Raw genomic sequence first — 21,393 nt, 5'->3', positions numbered from 1 at the left:
AAACGCAACTTTTAGGGTTGCGTTTTTGTTTAAAATTGGGTAAAGAATTAAGAATAGAGAGCAGAGAACAGAATCTCTTTATCTAAAATACACTTTACTTAATTACGACTAACTTGTCCTCACTCCTCACTCCTCACTATACACTTGTCCGCGATGTGGTTTTAAAGCATCCCGTAAAAGTTTCATTTGATCTTCTGGCACCACTAAAAATGCAATGGCATGAAAATCATTTAGTGCTTCAAAACCTGTTAAGAGATTCTCGTACTTTTCAATCTCCACAAATTCCTTTAAATGGATAGCGTGGTGTTCCGCTATTTTTAGACCGTCAGGACCTTTAAAATCCCAAATTAATTTTAGTTTACGCATCAGCAACAGAGATTCCTTTTTCAACAAAGGTCTTAAAATCTTTCATGTATTGCAACGACTGTTTTTTCAATGCTCTGGGCATGACATAAATCATCAGTCGCATTTTAAAATTTAACGGAAGAAATGTATTGATGCTCGTCCATTGTGTATAATTCTCAGGGGTAGTTTTAAAGTAATTCTCCTGAATGGTATCCATGCCGTCTGTGGTGTAGGTAGCATGCCATTGGTGAGGCAGATTTTTATGCGTGATGGTCTCCATAAGCGCCATTTGGTGTTTCCCTAATAGATACTGCATTTTCATTTTTGAACCAACCGACCTTGGAGTGCCCGAGATATGTTCTATTGAGAGCAATCCGCGTTGCCAATGCTTCCTGTTGTGCAAAGTGATAAACTTCTCTGTACACTCACTTATGGGCGCTTCAATAATAATGTCTAGAGAATATGTCATGTCTTTATTAAAATAGATAATATGGATAAAGATACAAGCGGGTTTTAAAGCAAGCTATTTTAAGAGTTCAACAGTTCAAAAGGACGGTTCAGCGGTGCTTTGGGGGTTGATGTCAGGTTTTTCAAGTCGTAACTCGTGTCATAATGAGGGTCTTTTTTTACGGCTTATAACGTTTGTTCACATACTAAATAGAGATAACTCCCGTTTGAAAAAAGCAACTTGTTTAATACGCCAATTATATTATTTTTGCAGCATAACCAATCCCGTCCTACTACAAAAGGTGCGGTTGTGCTTTCAGGAAAATATAGGAATGTTGTATCTTAAACCACGGATATCAAAATAGTACATGAAAATATATGTTAGTTTAGTGCTACTTTGGCTTACTGCGTTCACAAATGCGCAAGTGTCTGCAACAGATGTTTTGTTTACTGTTGATGGCGATCCCATTAAAGCCGAAGAATTTATAAGAGTTTATAATAAAAATTTAGACCTGGTAAAGGATGACACCCAGAAGGATATTGACGAGTATCTGAAGCTTTTTACGAATTACCAATTAAAAATTAAGGAAGCCAAACGCTTAGGTCTTGATAAGGACCTGAGCTATCTCAAAGAATTTTCGGGTTATAAAGAACAGCTGACTAAAAGCTATCTGCCTGATTCTAAAGTTACAGAGGCTTTAATGAAGGAGGCTTATGACCGAATGGGTTACGATGTAAAAGCGTCGCACATTTTAATCCGTTTGGAAGAGAATGACACAGATACTTTAAAAGTGTATCAAGACTTAATGACCTTGAGAGATCGGGTGAGCGATGAAGGCTTTGACAAGGTAAAAGCTGAGGTGCACGATGGACAGCAGGTGTTTGCTGAAGCATTAGGCTATTTTTCAGCCTTTAAAATGGTTTATGAATTTGAGAATGTAGCCTACAATACCAAGGTGGGTAGTATTTCAACGCCTTTCAGAACCCAATTTGGGTATCATATTGTAAAGGTAGAGGATAAACGACCTTCATTGGGAGAGGTAACTGTAGCGCATATTATGGTCAATACAGCTGAAAACGACTCCATAGTGGATGCTGAAACCCGCATCAATCAGATTTATAAAAAAATAAAGCAAGGAGAATCTTTTGAATCGTTGGCCAAACAGTTTTCTGATGATAAAAGTTCAGCCCAGCAAGGTGGTGAATTGGCGCCCTTTACCGGCGGCCAATTAAGTGCTCCAGAATTTGAGGCCGTTGCTTTTGGTTTAAGCACTAAGGGAGAAATCTCCAAACCGTTTAAAACGGATTATGGATGGCATATTGTGAAGTTATTGGACAAAAAAGGAATGCCATCTTATGAAGAGGCCACAAATGATATTGAAAACAAAATTAAGCGCGACTCGCGTTCAAAGCTCATCAGTACAACGTTGGCAAACCATTTGCGAACTACCTATAAGGTAAGACTCAATCCTAAGGCTAAGCCTTATTTTGAGTCGATTCTCAATGACAATTTTTTCTCCCAATCATGGGTGTTGCCTGCTGATTTTGACAAATCGCAAACATTCGTTACTATTCAAGAGGACACGATTTTTTATGAGGAGTTTGCAAACCGTCTGCTTCGTATCCAACAGGTGTATGTGGGCAAAACCATCCCATTTAAAACCGTTATAGAAAAAGAGTACAAGGGGTTTGAGGAGGATGCCCTTTTACACTATCATAAAGAGCATTTGGAATTTGAAAATGAAGAATTTGGTTATATCCTAAAAGAATATAGAGATGGTTTGTTGCTTTTTGATCTCATGGAAAAAGAAGTATGGAATGCCGCAGCTTTAGATACTGTTGGCTTACAAACTTATTATAGCACCCATAAAGATGCCTATTTCTGGGATGCTCGTGTAGATGCTGTAATTGCAACATCGGCTAAGGAAAATGATATAAAAAAAGTAGAAGAGTTATGGCGTAAAGGAAACACTTCTGAAGAAATTAATAAAGAACTCAACAGCAATACCGAGCAAAAAGTTATCTTTACAGAAGGTGTTTTGCCCATCGACTATCAAGGCTTTCCTCCCAATGAAGTTTTGCAAATGGGGCTTTCCCATGTGTATTTTTACAATGATGCCTACCACCTTGTTAAAGTAAAGGCGTCATATCCTAAAACTCATAAAACCTTTGACGAGGCAAAGGGGAAAGTGGTTAGTGACTATCAAAATGTTTTGGAAGAACAGTGGTTGAAAGAACTTAACAGCCGTTATAAGATTAAGCTCAATACAGAGGTATTGCAAAAAGTAAAAGCACAAATCAGCATCTCAAAATAAAAACAAAAATTGATTAAAAACACTGTTTTAGTAGTATTGGTAGGTTGTTTTCTGGTTTCCTGTGATTTTTTCACACAGACCGATGATAGGGTCCCTATTGCAAGAGTTGGAGAATTTTATCTCTATGAAGATGATGTTGAAGATTTGGTTGTAGAAGGCACCTCCGTTGAAGACAGTACGCTTTTGGTCAATGGCTATATTACACGTTGGGCTACGCAACTGTTGTTGGTGGAGGGCGCTGAAAGGAACCTTCCAGAAGATTCACAAAAGGAATTCAACAAATTGGTCAATCAATACCGTAATGATCTTTTTACCAAAGCCTATGTAGAAGCCTTAGTAAAGCGGAATATAGACACGGCAGTTTCTATGTCTGAAGCTCAAAAGGTCTATGAAAATAACAAAGAGTCCTTTAAACTTAATGAAGAATTGATAAAATTGAGATATATCAATATGCTTCAAAATGCACTTAATAAGGAAGAGATTGAAAAACGATTCAAAAGATTTAATGAAAAGGATAGGCGCTATCTCGATTCTTTGCACATTCAATTTAAATCCTATTCCTTAAATGATTCCATCTGGGTCAAGGCTGCGCAGGTGGTTCAAAAAATTCCTGTCGTCAACGCTGATAACAAAAAAGAACTGTTAAAAAAATCTAATTTTATACAGCTCAAAGATTCAATAGGCCTATATTTGATCCAAATTAATGAGGTCCTACAGCAAAATGATTATGCACCATTAGAATATGTTAAACCGACAGTAAATCAAATCATAATCAATCGTCGAAAATTAGAACTCATCAAGCAATTTGAAAAAGATATTACAAGAGATGCCATTAAAAACAACCAATTTGAAATTTACAACTAACCTTAAGTTTGCCTTAACATTAGCTGTCCTGTTATCGTATACGTTTAGTTCTGCCCAGGACGTTATTCAAGATACCCTTGTGGAAAAGAAAACCGTTATAGACACATCTACTCAAAAGCGAGTTAAGATTGACGGCGTCGTAGCGGTTGTGGGCGATTATATTGTTTTGGATTCCGATGTTGATAAGCAATATGCCCAATTGGAAGCTTCAGGTGTCTCAAAATCTGATCTTCCTGAGCGTTGCCAATTATTTGGTAAATTATTGGAAGATAAATTATACGCACATCACGCCATACAGGATAGTATTGTGGTTAATGATTTGGAAGTCCGTAATACTATAGACCAACAGTTCAGCTATATTTTGGAACAAATGGATGGCAATTTAGATAAAATGCTAAAGTTTTATAACAAAGATAGTGAACAGAGCTTGCGAGACGAGATGTTTGAAATTAAGAAGAGTCAAGAGTTGGCAGCAAGAATGCAGCAGAAAATTGTAGAAGACATTGAAGTCACTCCGGAAGAAGTTAGACAATATTTTAACGACATTCCTAAAGAAGAGCGTCCGTTTTTCGGAACCGAATTAAAGGTGGCCCAAATTGTGGTCATTCCTAAGATTGCCCAAGCCGAAAAGCAAAAAGTTATTGATAGGCTGAAGGAATTTAAGGCAGATGTTGTAGAGCGTGGTGCCAGTTTTACCTCTAAGGTGGTTTTGTATACTGATGATGTTCAATCTCGTAAAACAGGAGGTTTGTATACGCTGAACAGAAAACGCCCGCAAATGGTAAAGGAATTCAGAGATGTAGCGTTTTCAATGCAGGAAGGTGAAATTTCTGAGCCTTTTGAAACCGATTTTGGCTACCATATTATTTATTTGGAAAAAATCAGAGGTCAGGAATACGATGTACGACACATTTTATTACGTCCGGAAGTCACCCAACAAGCAATTAAAGATGCTAAGGAGAAAATTGATTTGATCCGTAAGCGTATTGTAGATGAAGAAATTACGTTTGCCCAAGCCGCCAGGGAGTTTAGTGATGAAGATGAAACTCGTAATGACGGAGGGCAGTTGATCAACCCACGTACTCAAGATTACAGTTTTGAATTGACTAAAATAGATACGGAAATGTATACTCAAATTCAGAGTTTAAAAGATAATGAGATTACTCCAGTCCTACAGGATGAGGACCGTGAGAATCCCATCAAATTTAAGATCATGACCGTTACAGATCGAATTAACGAGCACGAGGCTGATTTTTCTAAAGATTATCTAAAGATTAAAAATCTAACCGAACAGGATAAACAATTTAAAGCTATTGAAAAATGGGTGAGTGAGAAAATTATGGATACCTATATCAATATCAATGGCGATTACAGAGATTGCGAGTTCAGCAGTAACTGGTTTAAAAAGGAAAAATAATATGTCAGATGTTGCTGCCGTAGAACAATTTGTACAACAATATAAAGCCTTAAAGAGTGAAGTTGCCAAAGTAATTGTAGGACAGGATGACGTTGTCAACCAAATCCTGATCTCTATTTTTTCTGGCGGACATGCACTGCTGATAGGTGTTCCCGGCTTAGCAAAAACATTAATGGTCAATACCATTGCCCAAGCACTGGGTCTCGATTTTAAACGCATTCAATTTACGCCAGATTTAATGCCAAGTGACATTCTTGGTAGTGAGATTTTGGATGAAAACCGACACTTTAAATTTATTAAAGGCCCTATCTTTGGCAATATCATCTTGGCCGATGAGATTAATAGAACACCTCCAAAAACGCAGGCCGCGTTATTAGAAGCTATGCAGGAACGTTCTGTGACCGTTGCGGGACAGCAGTACAAATTGAGCTTACCATATTTTGTATTGGCCACCCAGAATCCTATTGAACAGGAAGGCACCTATCCCTTGCCTGAAGCGCAGTTAGACAGGTTTATGTTTGCCATTACGTTAGACTATCCCTCTTTTGCGGAAGAAGTGCAAGTGGTTAAATCGACCACTACAGATATTAAAACAACGGTCAATCCGCTGTTCTCAGCCCAACAGATTACTGATTTTCAAAATTTGATCCGTCGCATTCCGGTAGCAGATAATGTGGTTGAATATGCCGTAACCATGGTTGGCAAAACCCGGCCAAAAGAAGCCACTGCTTCCAGCTTGGTTAAAGAATATGTAGAATGGGGCGCTGGCCCAAGAGCCTCTCAAAATCTAATTTTAGCTGCTAAAACACATGCCGTTATACAAGGCAAATTTTCTCCGGATATCGAAAATGTACAAGCTATAGCCAAAGGCATCCTTCGTCACAGAATTATCAAAAATTACAAAGCAGAAGCCGAAGGAATTACAGATGAGCAGATCATTGAGAGTTTATTCTAACCACTATTTTTCTCAAATTAGTGCACTATTTTTCTAACCGATAGTAAACTGTCGCGATCCAAAACACCAACGATTTAGAGACTCTACTCATTTTAGCCAAATGGGAAGCACTGTATAAATTGTTAATTTAATATTTTATAGACTACAAATTTATGAAATCATTGATTTTAGATCATAATTGCGACTTTCATTGAATAATTTTCAGTGCTTTTTTGATTTGACTACATATTTTTAAAAGTCTGTGAAATTTTGTAAATTTGCACACGCCGAGACCTCGGAACAATGAATAAACAACAACCTTAAAATATACTCTATGGCATTTGATATTGACATGATTAAAAAAGTTTACAAAACTATGCCTGAACGTGTGGATAAAGCGCGTCAAATAGTTGGTAAACCTTTAACATTATCTGAAAAGATTTTATACACCCATCTCTGGGATGGCGAACCGACAACAGCATTTAAGAGAGGCAAGGATTATGTAGATTTTGCTCCAGACAGAATTGCCTGTCAGGACGCGACAGCCCAAATGGCGTTGTTGCAGTTTATGCAAGCGGGTAAAGCTAAAGTTGCGGTGCCTACTACAGTGCATTGTGATCACTTAATTCAAGCAAAACAGGGTGCTGTACCTGATTTGAAGCGTGCCAATGAAACGAGTAGTGAAGTTTTTGATTTTTTAGCGTCAGTATCTAACAAATATGGTATCGGATTCTGGAAACCAGGAGCAGGTATTATTCACCAAGTAGTATTAGAAAATTATGCATTTCCTGGCGGAATGATGATTGGTACCGATTCTCACACCGTTAATGCAGGTGGATTAGGAATGGTAGCAATTGGTGTTGGTGGTGCAGACGCTGTGGATGTAATGGCAGGAATGGCTTGGGAACTTAAATTCCCTAAGCTTATCGGTGTTAAATTAACAGGAAGCCTTAGTGGGTGGACTGCTTCTAAAGATGTTATCTTAAAAGTGGCTGGTATCTTAACCGTTAAAGGTGGTACTGGTGCTATTGTAGAATATTTTGGACCTGGTGCAAAAAATCTATCTTGTACAGGTAAAGGAACCATCTGTAATATGGGAGCTGAAATTGGAGCAACGACTTCTACTTTTGGTTATGACGATTCTATGGAGCGTTTCCTAAGAGCTACTGATCGTGCAGATATTGCTGATGAAGCAAATAAAATTCGTGAGTACCTGACTGGAGATCCTGAAGTTTACGAAAATCCAGAACAATACTTCGATGAAGTTATTGAAATTGACTTAGATACTTTACGTCCGCATTTAAACGGTCCGTTTACGCCAGATTTAGCAACTCCTGTTGGAGAGCTTGGCAAACTTGCAAGAGAAAAAGGATGGCCATTAAAAGTAGAGTGGGGATTGATTGGTTCTTGTACCAACTCATCTTATGAAGATTTAACCCGTGCTGCTTCCATTGCAAAACAAGCCGTAGATAAAAAGATAAAAGCAAAATCAGATTTTGGTATCAATCCAGGTTCTGAACAAATCCGTTTTACAGCAGAACGTGATGGGATTTTAAAAGTATTTGAGGATTTAAATGCGACTATTTTTACAAATGCCTGCGGACCGTGTATCGGGCAGTGGGATAGAAGTGATCTTAAAGGAGAAGAGAAAAACACGATTGTACACTCATTCAACCGTAATTTCTCGAAACGTGCTGACGGTAACCCAAATACACATGCCTTTGTAGGATCGCCAGAAATGGTAGCTGCAATTGCAATTTCGGGACGTTTAGATTTTGACCCAATGAATGACACCCTGATCAATGAAGACGGGGAAGAAGTGAAATTGGATATCCCACAAGGGATTGAATTACCACCAAGAGGATTTGATGTAGAAGATGCAGGTTATGTTGAGCCAGTAGAAGACGGAAGTCATATTGATATTGCGGTAAGCCCAACCTCAGAACGTTTACAGTTATTAACACCTTTTAAACCTTTAGGAAAGTCTATCACAGGAGCTAAACTATTAATTAAAGCGTTTGGTAAATGTACAACGGACCATATTTCAATGGCAGGACCTTGGTTGCGTTATAGAGGACATTTAGATAACATCTCTAACAATATGCTTATTGGCGCGGTCAACGCTTTTGGTATGAAAACGAACTTTGTTAAAAATCAGTTGACGGGTGAGTATGGTGGTGTTCCTGATGTGGCTAGAGATTATAAAGCTAAAGGTATTCACTCTATAGTTGTTGGAGATCATAACTACGGCGAAGGATCTTCTCGTGAGCACGCTGCAATGGAGCCAAGACATCTTGGGGTTGCTGCGGTATTGGTAAAATCTTTTGCACGTATCCACGAAACCAACCTTAAAAAACAAGGGATGTTAGGATTGACCTTTGCCAATGAAAGTGATTATGATTTGATTCAGGAAGATGATACGATCAATTTCTTGGATTTAGATCAATTCTCTCCAGATAAACCGCTGACCTTAGAGTTTGTACACGCTGATGGTAGTAAACATGTCATTGTAGCAAACCATACCTATAACCAGTCGCAAATTGATTGGTATAACGAAGGATCTGCTCTAAACTTGATTAAAAAAGAGAATGCGTCTTAAATAAAGACCTCAACTAATTTCATAAAAACTCCTGATAGCTGTCGGGAGTTTTTTTATGGCATGTGTTGATATACATATGAATGAGTTGATAATAGCCATTCCTCTGAGTTGGCTATTTTTTATCTGGAATTCCTAAGAATTGAGTCAGAAAAGGGGTTAATCATTTAAATTTATTATGTAGTTAAAGGTTAAAACCCTGCTCCAGATAGCTATCGGGATTCATTGCAGTTACTTTAGTTTCTATAAACTTTTAAGGGTATTTTGTCATTTCGACAGAGCGAGGAACGAGTGACGAGAAATCTTATAATATGAGATTCCTCTTCGTGCCTCATTCGGAATGACAAACTATTCTCAGAAAAGAATGAAATTCTTTTCTTTAAAACTATGGATTTCAAATCTATAGTGGTTTATTTATATTCTGCGTAAATCAGCGAGATCTGCGGGATGATTTTTCCATACGTTTATTTTTGTTTCCGGCTGATTACGGAGTTGTTCGCAGTTTTTTTTTAATAATATGGCAATAAGCAGATATACAATAAATTTTTCTATAGAACCTTTGGCAATAGAAGTAAAAGCATATCTTTATTTTTGGATTGGCGAGTTTTAATTATAGGGTTGAAGACATCAATCTCTATCCTATAATCTGCATTACATTAATATATATTCCTTTCAATTAAATGGCACATTCAAGAGTCACATCAATCCTTATAATGTTGTTGTTCTCCAGCATGTCCGCAATTTATGGTCAAGAGATTAGGGGAATAATTTTAGATGAAAAATCTCAAGAACCTTTAGAGAACGTCAGTGTGTTTTTATCGAAAAACACTGAGATTGGTACCACTTCAGATGACTCTGGAAGGTTCAATCTAAGCTTGGAGTCGAAATTTTTAGAAACTGATAGTGTGTCTTTTTCTATGGTTGGCTATAAAACTTATAAAACAACCTTAGCGAATCTAAAAGGTAAATCAAGGACGATATTGTTACTAAATGCCTTAAGCGAATTAAATCAAGTAACCGTAAAAGTTGTCAAAAAACGATCTAACCTAAAATTTGATAAGGTGACCTCATTGAGGTTTAAAATGCATGCGTTCGCATCAATTATTGTTGATCATAAGCTTTATATCTCTGGCGGAGATAAGTCGGTTATAGAAGATGCGTTTACGGTTGCACTTGAAAAAGCAAGTATGGCTACAATGGAACTGACCTGGGGAGATATCTTAGAAAAATTGCAGTCTAATGGGACCTATAAGGGGTATAGTGACAAGTTGTTGATTTATAATATAGAAGAGAATATCTGGGAAAAATCAGATGTCAAATTTGAAAATAGAGCCTATCACCAAATTAATTATTATAACAATGACCTTTATATTCTGGGAGGGAAAAAATATTCAAGTCTCAATGGAAATGAATACTTGCATAACAACATAGAAATTTATGATGTTGCAAATGCATCTGTTAAAGTGGATCATACCAATCCTCATCAGGCCATAAATTTTGCATCATTTGTTTATAAAGATAATATCATCACCATGGGTGGCGCTATTCGGCTTGATAAAAGTGGCGCTAAAGTTTATACAGATAAAATTCATCAATATAATTTAAAGACAGGATTGTGGTATGAGTTAGGGAAATTAAAATCTCCAATGGAAGTCACGGGTACGATTTTAGGTGATAAAATTTATACCATAGGCGGTTTAAATCAGAAGATATCGTCAATTGAATCCTGGGACATCAATAGCGGAGAATGGGTTGTTGAAGGTAAATTGTTCTATGGATTTAAAGAGCCTGCACTGGCAAGCCTTGGAACTAACATTTATATATATCACTATGGGAAATTACTAATATACAATGTGGTTCAAAAATCTCTAAAAGAATATGCAATAGCGTTATATCTAAATGATCCAAATATGCATGTGTATAAGGATACCCTTTATATCATAGGCGGTTATAAAGAAACTGAACATACTAAAGATCCTACTTCTGGGATTTACAGTATAGAGGTTTCAGAATTTAGTAAAACTACAGTCACAAATTTCAAAAATCTTCAATAAATTTTGAGTAGCAATTAAAGCCATTTTTTTAATTCCGAAGGCCATCAACCAATCTTAACCCTAAGTTCTCATTAAAGGACTGTATTATAAAATTATGAAAATCTCAAAAAGTCAACGTAACAATATTATTTTTCTCGCCATCATTTTGATCATGATTATACCGCAAACCCGGCAACCCATCCAAGTGTTCTTACAAAAGGGCTTGGCCATGTTCAGTCCGTCAATTGTAGATAAAGAAGACCGCGTGACCTTAACAGATTACAATTGGCAACTGATAGATGAACACGGGGCGCGTTACGACTTTAACGAAGCTAAAAGCAAAGTGGTTTTTATCAATTTTTGGGCTACTTGGTGTCCGCCATGTATTGCTGAAATGCCGAGTATGGAAAAACTATATCAAGACTATAAGGATGATGTTGTTTTTCTGTTTGTATCCAGCGAACAACAAAACGTTATTTCAAAATTTAAGGAGAAAAATGTGTACGACTTTTTAGTGCATGCTTCCATCACCGTAAATCCAGCAGAACTTGAAACTTCAGCCATTCCAAGAACCTTCGTAATCGATCAACAAGGAAACATTGTAATTGATAAAACAGGCGCTGCAGATTGGGATAGTGATAAGGTAAGAGGGTTGTTGGATCAGCTTTTAAAACTTGAATAACACTTTAAAGAAGGCCTTAATAAACGCCATTGAAAACAAGGATTTCATGATGGCTAGATCTTCTGAGAATGAAGTTTCTTCATCTAAAAATCGGAACATGGTGCGGATGGTGTTTTTGGAATAGAAACGTTCAAAAATCCATACGCCTTTTTCGTTTTCATCATGCAGAACTTTCAGGAAAATCTTATCGTAAAATTTGAATTTCTTCTTGAATAAATTGTACGACGGGCGCTTTCCAGCTTTAATATTTGCGAGTAGCTTGGCAACGTTTTTTTCGGTATGTTTAAATGAATAGCCTGAAGAGCCTTTGACCCAGCCACCCCCAGTGCCAATTTTAGTAATATTTTTAGTGTGAAACTTCCAAAACGGGAAATCGGTCATCGGAATAGTGCCGACTTCAGTTTCTATAATCCTAAAATGAGCCATGTTATGTTCTTCTAAGAGATAGCGTTTAATAGCGTCTTCATATACTGCTGTCTCCACCGTAAACGGCGTAAAAAAGGTATACTCCACCAGCGCTTTTGTTTCAGAAAAAGGCAGTACATAAATAAAACTGGTCGAGTCTTTATACTGAAATCTATAGTCCATCATGGTGAAGGCTTCCGGATTAAAACTTGGAGAATCAGTCTCAATAATCCAGCCTTTAAAATGTTGATGGATCAGCGTATGCTGAAAATTGGGAGCATAAAATTTGTCAGGAACCCTACTGTCAAAAATATGCGTCGCAGAATAATTCTGTTTTTGTCCAATGACTTGGGTGGTGGAGCCTGTTTCTATGGTTTCAACCGTATCTACTATAAAGCTAATATTGGGGCAGTCTAAAAGCTGTGCTTTCGCATAGTTATAAAACTCAATAGATCTGATGGTCTTGTAGCGATAGTTTTGAAGCGGAATTTTTAAGGATACATTGGGCGATTCAAAAGTGGCGCTATGCCATATTTTTTCCACTATACTGTCCCATTTTCCTGCGCCTTGTTCCCAAAAACTCCAGGTTTTGTCGTTGGTGTCCTTTAAAGAAGGATCGATTAACCCTATGGTGTACGATTTAAAAAACGGGTCTTTAGATAGTTCTAGAGCCAACTGCAACCCGGCAAGACCATTTCCGATGATAATGTAATCAAAAGACGTCCTGTCTTGCATAACGATAACCGGCCTAAACTGTTTATTTTTTGAAGTATTTAAAAGGGACTACCAGCATCCCAAAGCATTCACCATCTTCTTTGCCTAAATGTTTATGGTGCATTTTATGTGCACGTCGTACACCTTTGGCGTACCAATTATTGGCATTTCTAAAGATTTTAAAGCGTTGGTGAATAAAGATATCATGAACCGTAAAATAGGCAATCCCATAGGCTAAAATGCCCAAGCCTAAAGGCAGGCAATACCAAATATCCTCATAGCTCCATAAGTAAAAACAGGTCATACTGATCACAGCATAAAATATAAAGAAGGCATCATTGCGCTCAAACCAACTTTTATGGTCTTTATGGTGGTGGTCTTTATGAAGGCTCCATAAAAAGCCGTGCATGATATACTTATGCGTAAACCACGCATTAAACTCCATGATGGCAAAAGTGCCAAAAAATATCAGTATCCAAAGAAAAATTTGCATGTCTAAAATTACATTAAATTGAGTTGATATTTGACGTAACTTCGAGTTAAAAGTTCAAACTTTTTATAGTTTGGCACCCTGATTCTGGCGGATTTAATATCCAGTGCGGGTGTGTTTTTTAATTTCTTGAGAAGTTGGTTATAATATCTGTAAGCCATAAAAACACCAAATTTTGCCTCGATTGGCAACTCTTTAATACCTTTCAGTCCCAAAGCAAAATCATTTTCAATATCCTCAATGATGGCTTTTTTAGAGATTTCATCTAAATGGTTCAAATTGGTATTGGGAAAATAGGTCCTGCTCAAATCTTCAAAATCGGCTTTTAAATCTCTAAGAAAATTGACTTTCTGAAAGGCAGAGCCCAGACTCATCGCACTATCTTTTAAAGCTTCGTACCTATTTTTATCACCCTTTACAAATACTTTTAGGCACATTAATCCTACAACATCGGCAGAACCGTAGATGTACATTTTATAATCCGCTTCTGTTAAATAGTCATTTTTGTGCAAATCCAAACGCATACTTTTCAGAAAAGAATCCACAAGATGCCTGTCAATATTAAATTTGTGATAGGTTTCCTGAAACGCGTTGAGAATAGGGTTCAAACTGATTTTCTGTTGAAGTGCAAGTTCTACATCTTCTTCAAACCGGTCAAAAAGCATTTGTTTATCATAGTCGTGAAAAGAATCGACAATTTCATCTGCAAACCGGACAAAGCCATAGATATTATAGATATCCTGGCGGATGCTATTGGCCAACATTTTGGTAGCAAGAGAAAATGACGTGCTGTAAGAGTTTGTTACGGCCTTACTACATTTATGTGAAACGGTGTCAAATAGCGCTTTCATAATTTATCAGGGTATGATGTTTTTTAATAAGTTCTGAAACCAATTTTCCAGAAATCAATGATGGCGGTACTCCAGGTCCCGGAACTGTCAGTTGTCCGGTAAAATAAAGATTATTTACTTTTTTGCTCTTCAATTTAGGTCTTAAAAAGGCAGTTTGCAGAAGCGTATTTGCCATGCCGTAAGCATTACCTTTGTAAGAGTTATAATCTTGAATAAAGTCTTTTACACAGAAGGACTCCTTAAATATAATATTATTTTTGACGGTTTGGGAAGTTAAATTTTCGAAGCGCGCAATAATCTTGTCAAAATAAAGGGCTCTTAATTCTGGTGTGTCTTCTAATCCTGGTGCCAGCGGAATTAAGAAAATACCCGCTTCCTGTCCTTCTGGCGCCACACTGTTGTCGGTTAAAGAAGGGAAACTTGCATAGAATAAGGGGTCTGTAGGCCATTTTGGAGTATCGTAAATCTCTTTGGCGTGCAATTCAAAGTCGACATCAAAGAACAAAGTGTGGTGATTGACATTGATTAACTTTTTATCAAAGGCCACATAAAACAGGAGTGAAGACGGTGCAAATACTTTCTTCTTCCAGTAGTTTTCAGAATATTGACGGTAGGACTGGTCTAACAATGTTTCTGTATGATGGTAATCAGCGCCACTCAGCACCCCGTCAAAAGCAATAGTTTCTCCATTGGCCCTAATGCTGGTAACGGTGTTATCTTCTACATTGATCTTGTCAACAGACTGTCCCGTTTTAATATGGACACCTAAGCTTAACGCCAATTGTTCCATAGCCAACACCACTTCGTACATCCCTTTTTTGGGATGAAACGTACCAATTCCAAAATCGGCATAGTTCATAAAGCTATAGAAAGAAGGTGTGTTATCTGGTTTAGCTCCTAAAAATAAAACGGGGAATTCAAGAATTTTTGCCAAGCGTTCATTCTTAAACTCTTTACGGACATCTTTCTTAATGGTGCTGAAAAACTGATCTAATTTTTTAATGGTCACAGGAGTCATCAATTCAAAAGGTGAGACCCCTGGCCGATACACTAGATCTTTAATGGCAACGTCATAATTATGTTGCGCATTGGCAATAAATTTTTTGAGCTTTTGGGAGCTTCCTGGTTCTTCTTTTTCAAATGTTTCGCAAATTTTTCCCAAAGTGTCTTCAATCGTAATGAAATCGTCTTTTGCAAAATAAACGCTGTAAGCGGGACTGAGTTTTTCCAACTGATAATAGTCAGAAGGATGTTTACCAAAATCCGCAAAAAAGCGTTCAAACACATCTGGCATCCAATACCAGGTTGGTCCAATATCAAAGGTGAAACCGTCTTTTTTGAGTTGTCTGGCGCGACCTCCAATGGTGTTATTCTTTTCAAAAATGGTCACTTTGTAGCCATCTCTTGCAAGATAGCAGGCTGCAGATAAAGCAGAGAAACCGGAACCGATAATAGCAATACGTGTATTCATTGTTTAACAAAAATACTAAAAAGTTAAACAAAAAACAATTTTAAAGCATTAAATCGTAGCTATTAAACTGTTTATTGTCCTAAAAATTTTGATAGATGGAGGGAGAGACTGGTGGTCGATGTGTTGGGTCATGTGTCCTAGCGCCCACAATTGGTTGGTGTTATCTGTCAGTAGTTTTGCCTTAAACTCGGCTAGATATCTTGAGAGTTCTTCTTTTTCGGGTTTAATGGTAAAATAGGAAATGAAAGTGATTTTTTGGTAGTAGGGCAGCACATCTGTCAAGCTGATAATGGGGACGCTTGATCCTAAAAGAATTGAACGGTGTCCTCTGGCAATCAGTTCATAATTGATAAACATCAAACCAATTTCATGGACTTCATTATCCGGGAGAAATAACACAAAGGCGTTGCGATGTTCTATTTTATTTTGAGCTTGCAAAATTTCAGTGTTAACCAACACTTTTTGCCTGATCAGGGACGAAATGAAATGTTCGTGCGCCGGCGTTATAGTATCTGTTTGCCAAAGCATGCCAATTTCAGAAAGGAGCGGTAAAAAAAAATCATAGAAAACCTCAGAAAACGAGTTTGTTTTGATAAGTCCGTTATAAGTTTCATAAAAGAGCTCCTGATCAAAATCCAACATGGCCAATTTAAAAGTGTTGATGGCATGATTTTTAAGCTGTCCTTCACTAGCAAGCGCTCTCACCTGTTGATGAATTTCTTGAGTAGATAATGATGCAATCTTTGAAATTTTATGACCGTTATTGTTGAGGAAACTGATGTTCAATAACTTTTTGAGATGACTTAAATTGTAGAATCTAATATTCGTGTCTGTACGCTCGGGAGTGAGCAGCTCATATCTTTTTTCCCAAATTCTGATGGTATGTGCCTTTATACCAGTGAGATTTTCTAAATCTTTTATGCTGAATATGGTCTTGATATTGTTCATTCTTTTATTAAAAATATGAAACAAAATTAAGCTATTTTATCACATGTTCTTATAGAATATGATTTTAATACCAAATAAGGAGAAAATGTAAATCTAAATGAGAAAAGAGAGCAGCGTGCTAGAAATGATATGTGATAAAGTGCGCACGAGAAGACTCGAACTTCCACGATCTAAGCGATCACCAGCCCCTCAAGCTGGCGCGTCTACCAATTCCGCCACGTGCGCATTAAATAAGTGTCAAAGGATTTAAAATTTAGCAATTTCTCAATTTTTCATTTTGGTTGGTATCCAAAATAAATCCTAACAGACTTTAGCGCTGCAAATATAAAAAATCCATTATTTTAATTCATCTATTTTCAATTTACTTTTGGGGAAAGGATAAGTTATTTCGGACTTTGAAGCTGTACATCCTCAGAACAACTACTTTAGACCTTTAGTCACAGCGTTTTAGTCGTGAATGAAGCTGATAGGACTAGGGTAATTGCATTCCTAAACATAAGAATACGGAATAACGCTACAATTAAAACGTATTGAAGCCATGTGTGTGTGGCAGATGTAGTACATTTTATCTTGTTTAAATGAGCAGCGGCTCAAGAGAACATAATTTAAATCTGTAATATGAAATCAGTTTGGAATGGAACCGTTAGTTTTGGCCTTGTATCAATCCCCATAAAAATGTATTCAGCGTCAGAAAGTCGCAACTTAGACCTCGATATGCTCGATAAACATGATCACGCCCGCATTCGGTATAAGCGTGTCAATGAAGATACGGGAGATGAAGTGGAATGGAAGGATATCGTAAAAGGGTTTAAAAAAGATGATGCCTACGTTATTCTCGAAAAAGAGGACTTTGAGAATGCCAATGTCAAAAAAAGTAAAACTATTGATATTGAGGAATTTGTTGAGGAAACTGACGTGGCCGACATGCTTTTTAAGAATCCGTATTATCTCGAGCCTCAAAAAGAAGGTGGCAAAGCCTATAACCTCTTACGGGATGCCTTAAAAAAAACAGGCAAATTAGGGGTTGCTACCTTTGTCATGCGGCAAAAAGAAAATCTAGCGCTTATTGGGGTCTATAAAAATGTGATTGTGCTGCACGTTATTCGGTTTGCTGAAGAAATTCGCGATCCTAAGGAGGTCAAAATCCCTGCAACGAAAACATCAGATAAAGAGATTGCCATGGCAGAAGATTTGATTGAGAACTACACTGAAAAATTCGATTTCAAAAAATACAAGGACGTGTATAATAAGCAACTTCTCAAAATTATTGAATCGAAAGCCGCGGGTAAAACGGTAAAGGTTGAAAAAACAAAAAGTGAACCCACCGCAGCCAAGGATTTGATGGCCAAATTAAAAGCCAGTTTAGAACAGCGCAAAAAGAAAGCCTCCTAATATGAGTTTGGAAGCCTACCGGAAGAAACGTAATTTTAAGGATACGCCAGAACCTACGGACATCCTTGATGACGCTGATAAATTTCGTTTTGTCATCCAACGCCATCGCGCTAGCCATTTACATTATGACGTACGCTTGGAGATGGAAGGCGTGCTTAAAAGTTGGGCTGTACCAAAAGGACCGTCCATGAATCCGAAAGACAAACGATTGGCGGTGCATACGGAAGACCACCCTGTGGCGTATTTAACTTTTGAAGGCGTTATCCCTAAAGGTAATTATGGGGCAGGTAAAATGACTATTTGGGATTCTGGTTATTATGAAAACTTATATCAAGATCAAAGCCTCTCTTCAGATTATGCCGACGGGAAGTTGAAAATAAATTTTCACGGAAAAAAGATGAAAGGCATCTTTACCTTGGTTCGGTCGTCTTCCATGGACAAAAAAGACCAATGGTTGCTCATTAAACACAGTGATCAATTTGCGACCCACCTCAATTATGATGCGGAAGACTTCAATTTGGAAGCCTTTTCTAAGGAGGACCATCTTACAACACCACAACTCAATTTGAAGTCCTTGGTAAAACCCATGTTGGCATCACCTGGAACGAAGATTTTTAACGACAAGAATTGGATTTATGAATTGAAATACGACGGGTATCGTGCGTTATCCAATATAGCATCAGGTACTGTGGAACTATATTCCAGAAATGGCATTTCATTGAATGAGAAATTCAAACTCATCCATGAAGAATTGAGCCAAATAGAGCATTCCGTCATCTTAGACGGAGAAATTGTGGTGTTAGATTCTAAGGGCTTGCCCCAATTTAGTGCGTTGCAGAACTACAATCCGGACACCACTCAAGGTACCCTTATCTATTATATTTTTGATGTGCTGCATCTTAACGGGCACGATACGCTTGAACTGCCCTTGTCAGATAGAAAGGAATTGTTAAAAACACTTCTGCCAGCTACCCCGCATTTGCAATATTGTGATCATGTGGAAGCTATGGGGGTAACTGTATACGACCAGGCCATTAGGATGGGGATGGAGGGAGTGATTGCGAAAAAAGCGGATTCACTATATGATCCAAATGTGCGTTCTTCCGACTGGTTAAAATTTAAAAGGATTGAAAATACGGAAACGATTATCTGCGGCTACACCCTTTCAAAGATAGCATCCCGAAAATTTGGATCTTTGATCTTAGGAATGGTAGAAGAGGATGAATTAATCTATGTGGGAACTTGTGGTTCGGGATTTTCAGAACAGCAACTCACGGAGCTTTACCATAAATTTGAAGTGTTGGAAACAGACACGCCGGTCTTTGAGATTCGGCAACACCTTAAAGGACGGGAAGCGGTTTGGCTCCTCCCGAAATTGGTATGCGAAGTAAAGTTTTCAGAATGGACGCCTTCCAATGTCATGCGTCATCCTGTTTTTTTAAGAATGAGGGAAGATAAGACCTTAGAGTTTGAAACGTCAACATCACCTTTTCAAGCTCCTAAAAAGCAGCATACTTCAGATTCAGTATTTTCATTGGAGATTGATGGTATCGCGGTACAGATCACCAATCCTGATAAATTGTATTGGCCCAATCCAAAACTTACCAAATATGATCTGCTCGATTATTACATTAAAATGTCAGATTATATTCTGCCGTATCTCAAAGACCGTCCAGAAAGTTTACATCGGCATCCTAACGGCATATTGGGGGAATCTTTTTATCAGAAAGATCATGACCATCTTCCAAAGTGGATTGAAACGGTTGAGGTCTCTTCAAAATCTTCTGAAAAGGACATCAATTACTTACTCTGTCAAAATCAGGCAACCTTACTTTATATGAATAATTTAGGATGTATTGAGTTGCACCCATGGCATTCTACCATTTATCAATTAAACCATCCTGATTACGCCATTATCGATTTAGACCCTTCGCCAGAAAATACATTTGAAGAGGTCATCGAGACCACCTTGGTTGTAAAGTCTGTTTTAGATCGTGCAAAAATAAAAGGGTTCTGTAAAACGTCTGGCGCCTCTGGGCTTCATATCTATATTCCGATGGGCGGGTTGTATACTTATGAAGAGGCCCGGGATTTTACAAAACTCCTATGTGTTTATGTCAATGAAGCCTTGCCCAGCTTAACCACTTTGGAACGCTCACTTAAAAAAAGGGGGGCAAAGATCTATTTAGATTATCTTCAAAATCGAAAGGGGCAGACCATTGTTTCAGTGTATAGTGTGAGGCCAAAACCATTAGCTCCGGTATCTACACCTTTGAGCTGGTCTGAAATAAAATCAGGGTTGCATGTCAATGACTTCACCATACAAACGGTTCCAGAGCGGGTGCGGAGTACCACGGATTTATTTAAAGGTGTTTTAGAAAAGCCAATTGATATGGAGAAGGCCATAGACCAGTTGGTGGATTCTTGACAATGATTTTTTTTGAGTTCTAATTTTGTTTTTTTGGATACTTTGGCTGTGTGGTTATTCTTTAATTTTATTTAAACTTTAAAAATCATTTAAGATGAGCACTCAAGACAAAAATCAAAAGAAAGACGCGCCTAAAAAATCAGATCAAAAAAACGATCCTAAAAAAGCGCCAGCTGGTGGAAAAACAGCAACATCTCCGAAGAAAAAATAAATCGATAATTTCTTCTAACTTCTAAAAACTCCTATCAACATATTGATGGGGGTTTTTTGTTGGGAACTATTCCCGTTGGTCATATGGAAAGCTTCACTGTGGAATAGGGGTTACCGTGTCTTTTAGCTTTCAGAGCAATCTTTTAAGCATATGAGAAAATGGATGTAACCTTTTAAGACTATTTTTATAATAAACAGCTAAACAGCTAAACAGCTAAACAGCTAAACAGCTAAACAGCTAAACTTTTAAACAAATACACTCTAAATAAAATACCCATGAAAAAACAAGCTCAAATAATCTTTGCAGTCTTAATGACCATGATCATGTCATGCGATTTTGGCAAGAACAGTTCCCCAGATCATAGTACTGAGGGCAGAACCGTTCCGGAAAACGAGGAAATAACCAACACAACCAATTACAAAAAAACTGGAAATCTTGATGCCGTCGATGAAGCTTCTATTGGAAACAACCAAATAGCTGATAGTTTAAATGAGAACTGGAACTTGGACAACCCGAAGCGTAGAGAAAATTTATATTCTCGATTTCAAATGACTCAAGAGCAGATTCAGCGCTACGAAAAAGCCTTACAAACATGGAAGGAATCCCAAAAAAATGATGCCTATAAGCTGTTGTCTGCCAATGAAAAGATAAAAGAAGAAAATAGGATTTTAAAAGATATTCTAAATGATTCACAATACAAGCAATATAGACAATGGGCCAAAGCCAATGATTTAACTCGTACCAAATATTACCTTAATGCGGTCTGTAGCCTTTTTGTTTTTTTTCCGGCCACTCATGAAATGAACAACCTCGACCCAAGGGTACGAGGTATCAAGTAGAAGTTCCTTTT

Annotated in this window: 17 protein-coding genes and 1 tRNA gene; 10 read left to right on the top strand and 8 right to left on the bottom strand. The window is 37.6% G+C overall.

Features of this window, described 5'->3' with window-relative positions; translation table 11 throughout:
• Positions 1-126: 126 nt before the first annotated feature.
• Positions 127-366 (bottom strand): hypothetical protein, encoded by a 240-nt coding sequence (locus JEM65_RS07785; protein WP_199598381.1) that lies wholly within the window; start codon positions 364-366, stop codon positions 127-129.
• Positions 359-814, bottom strand: a complete 456-nt coding sequence (locus tag JEM65_RS07780) for an SRPBCC family protein (protein WP_199598380.1) — start codon at positions 812-814, stop codon at positions 359-361. Before JEM65_RS07780 ends, JEM65_RS07785 begins: the two co-directional genes overlap by 8 nt.
• Before the next feature lie 346 nt (positions 815-1,160).
• Here JEM65_RS07780 and JEM65_RS07775 point away from each other — a divergent pair, with 346 nt between their 5' ends.
• The 7 genes from JEM65_RS07775 to JEM65_RS07745 all read left to right on the top strand — a co-directional run bounded on the left by JEM65_RS07775 (position 1,161) and on the right by JEM65_RS07745 (position 11,633).
• A complete protein-coding gene (locus JEM65_RS07775) occupies positions 1,161-3,107 on the top strand; it encodes a peptidylprolyl isomerase (RefSeq protein ID WP_199598379.1) in 1,947 nt (648 codons plus the stop codon).
• 9 nt (positions 3,108-3,116) lie between these two features.
• Entirely contained in the window at positions 3,117-3,971 is an 855-nt protein-coding gene (locus JEM65_RS07770) for a peptidyl-prolyl cis-trans isomerase (RefSeq protein WP_233530571.1), read from the top strand.
• A complete protein-coding gene (locus JEM65_RS07765) occupies positions 3,934-5,388 on the top strand; it encodes a peptidylprolyl isomerase (protein ID WP_199598423.1) in 1,455 nt (484 codons plus the stop codon). Before JEM65_RS07770 ends, JEM65_RS07765 begins: the two co-directional genes overlap by 38 nt.
• 1 nt (position 5,389) lies before the next feature.
• Positions 5,390-6,343 carry an AAA family ATPase gene (locus tag JEM65_RS07760; protein ID WP_199598378.1) on the top strand — a complete coding sequence of 318 codons (954 nt, stop codon included), beginning with the start codon at positions 5,390-5,392 and terminating at the stop codon, positions 6,341-6,343.
• A 313-nt stretch (positions 6,344-6,656) separates the two neighbouring features.
• Positions 6,657-8,921, top strand: a complete 2,265-nt coding sequence (locus JEM65_RS07755; RefSeq protein WP_199598377.1) for an aconitate hydratase — start codon at positions 6,657-6,659, stop codon at positions 8,919-8,921.
• Positions 8,922-9,598: 677 nt separating this feature from the next.
• Positions 9,599-10,972 carry a carboxypeptidase-like regulatory domain-containing protein gene (locus JEM65_RS07750; protein WP_199598376.1) on the top strand — a complete coding sequence of 458 codons (1,374 nt, stop codon included), beginning with the start codon at positions 9,599-9,601 and terminating at the stop codon, positions 10,970-10,972.
• A gap of 94 nt (positions 10,973-11,066) precedes the next feature.
• A complete protein-coding gene (locus JEM65_RS07745) occupies positions 11,067-11,633 on the top strand; it encodes a TlpA family protein disulfide reductase (RefSeq protein WP_199598375.1) in 567 nt (188 codons plus the stop codon).
• Here JEM65_RS07745 and JEM65_RS07740 read toward each other — a convergent pair.
• From JEM65_RS07740 to JEM65_RS07715, 6 genes are all read right to left on the bottom strand, one after another.
• Positions 11,619-12,773, bottom strand: coding sequence for a lycopene cyclase family protein (locus tag JEM65_RS07740; RefSeq protein ID WP_199598374.1), 1,155 nt, complete (start codon positions 12,771-12,773; stop codon positions 11,619-11,621). The two genes, JEM65_RS07745 and JEM65_RS07740, sit on opposite strands and share 15 nt — an antisense overlap.
• A gap of 22 nt (positions 12,774-12,795) precedes the next feature.
• On the bottom strand, positions 12,796-13,245 hold the full coding sequence (locus JEM65_RS07735; protein ID WP_199598373.1) for a sterol desaturase family protein: 450 nt from the start codon (positions 13,243-13,245) through the stop codon (positions 12,796-12,798).
• Between the two features lie 8 nt (positions 13,246-13,253).
• On the bottom strand, positions 13,254-14,093 hold the full coding sequence (locus JEM65_RS07730; RefSeq protein ID WP_199598372.1) for a phytoene/squalene synthase family protein: 840 nt from the start codon (positions 14,091-14,093) through the stop codon (positions 13,254-13,256).
• On the bottom strand, positions 14,077-15,564 hold the full coding sequence (locus JEM65_RS07725; protein ID WP_199598371.1) for a phytoene desaturase family protein: 1,488 nt from the start codon (positions 15,562-15,564) through the stop codon (positions 14,077-14,079). Before JEM65_RS07725 ends, JEM65_RS07730 begins: the two co-directional genes overlap by 17 nt.
• Positions 15,565-15,612: 48 nt before the next feature.
• On the bottom strand, positions 15,613-16,512 hold the full coding sequence (locus JEM65_RS07720; protein ID WP_199598370.1) for a MerR family transcriptional regulator: 900 nt from the start codon (positions 16,510-16,512) through the stop codon (positions 15,613-15,615).
• A gap of 140 nt (positions 16,513-16,652) precedes the next feature.
• A tRNA-Leu gene (locus JEM65_RS07715) sits at positions 16,653-16,737 on the bottom strand.
• 393 nt (positions 16,738-17,130) lie between these two features.
• On the opposite strand from JEM65_RS07715, the gene ku reads away from it, so the two are divergent.
• From ku to JEM65_RS07700, 3 genes are all read left to right on the top strand, one after another.
• On the top strand, positions 17,131-17,904 hold the full coding sequence (ku, locus tag JEM65_RS07710) for a non-homologous end joining protein Ku (RefSeq protein ID WP_199598369.1): 774 nt from the start codon (positions 17,131-17,133) through the stop codon (positions 17,902-17,904).
• Between the two features lies 1 nt (position 17,905).
• Positions 17,906-20,332, top strand: coding sequence for a DNA ligase D (gene ligD, locus JEM65_RS07705; RefSeq protein ID WP_199598368.1), 2,427 nt, complete (start codon positions 17,906-17,908; stop codon positions 20,330-20,332).
• A gap of 486 nt (positions 20,333-20,818) precedes the next feature.
• Positions 20,819-21,382 carry a hypothetical protein gene (locus JEM65_RS07700; RefSeq protein ID WP_199598367.1) on the top strand — a complete coding sequence of 188 codons (564 nt, stop codon included), beginning with the start codon at positions 20,819-20,821 and terminating at the stop codon, positions 21,380-21,382.
• Positions 21,383-21,393 lie beyond the last annotated feature (11 nt).

The sequence above is a fragment of the Gelidibacter salicanalis genome (genome assembly GCF_016469035.1).
Lineage (GTDB): Bacteria > Bacteroidota > Bacteroidia > Flavobacteriales > Flavobacteriaceae > Gelidibacter > Gelidibacter salicanalis_A.
This window is presented reverse-complemented; position numbering and strand designations above follow the sequence as displayed.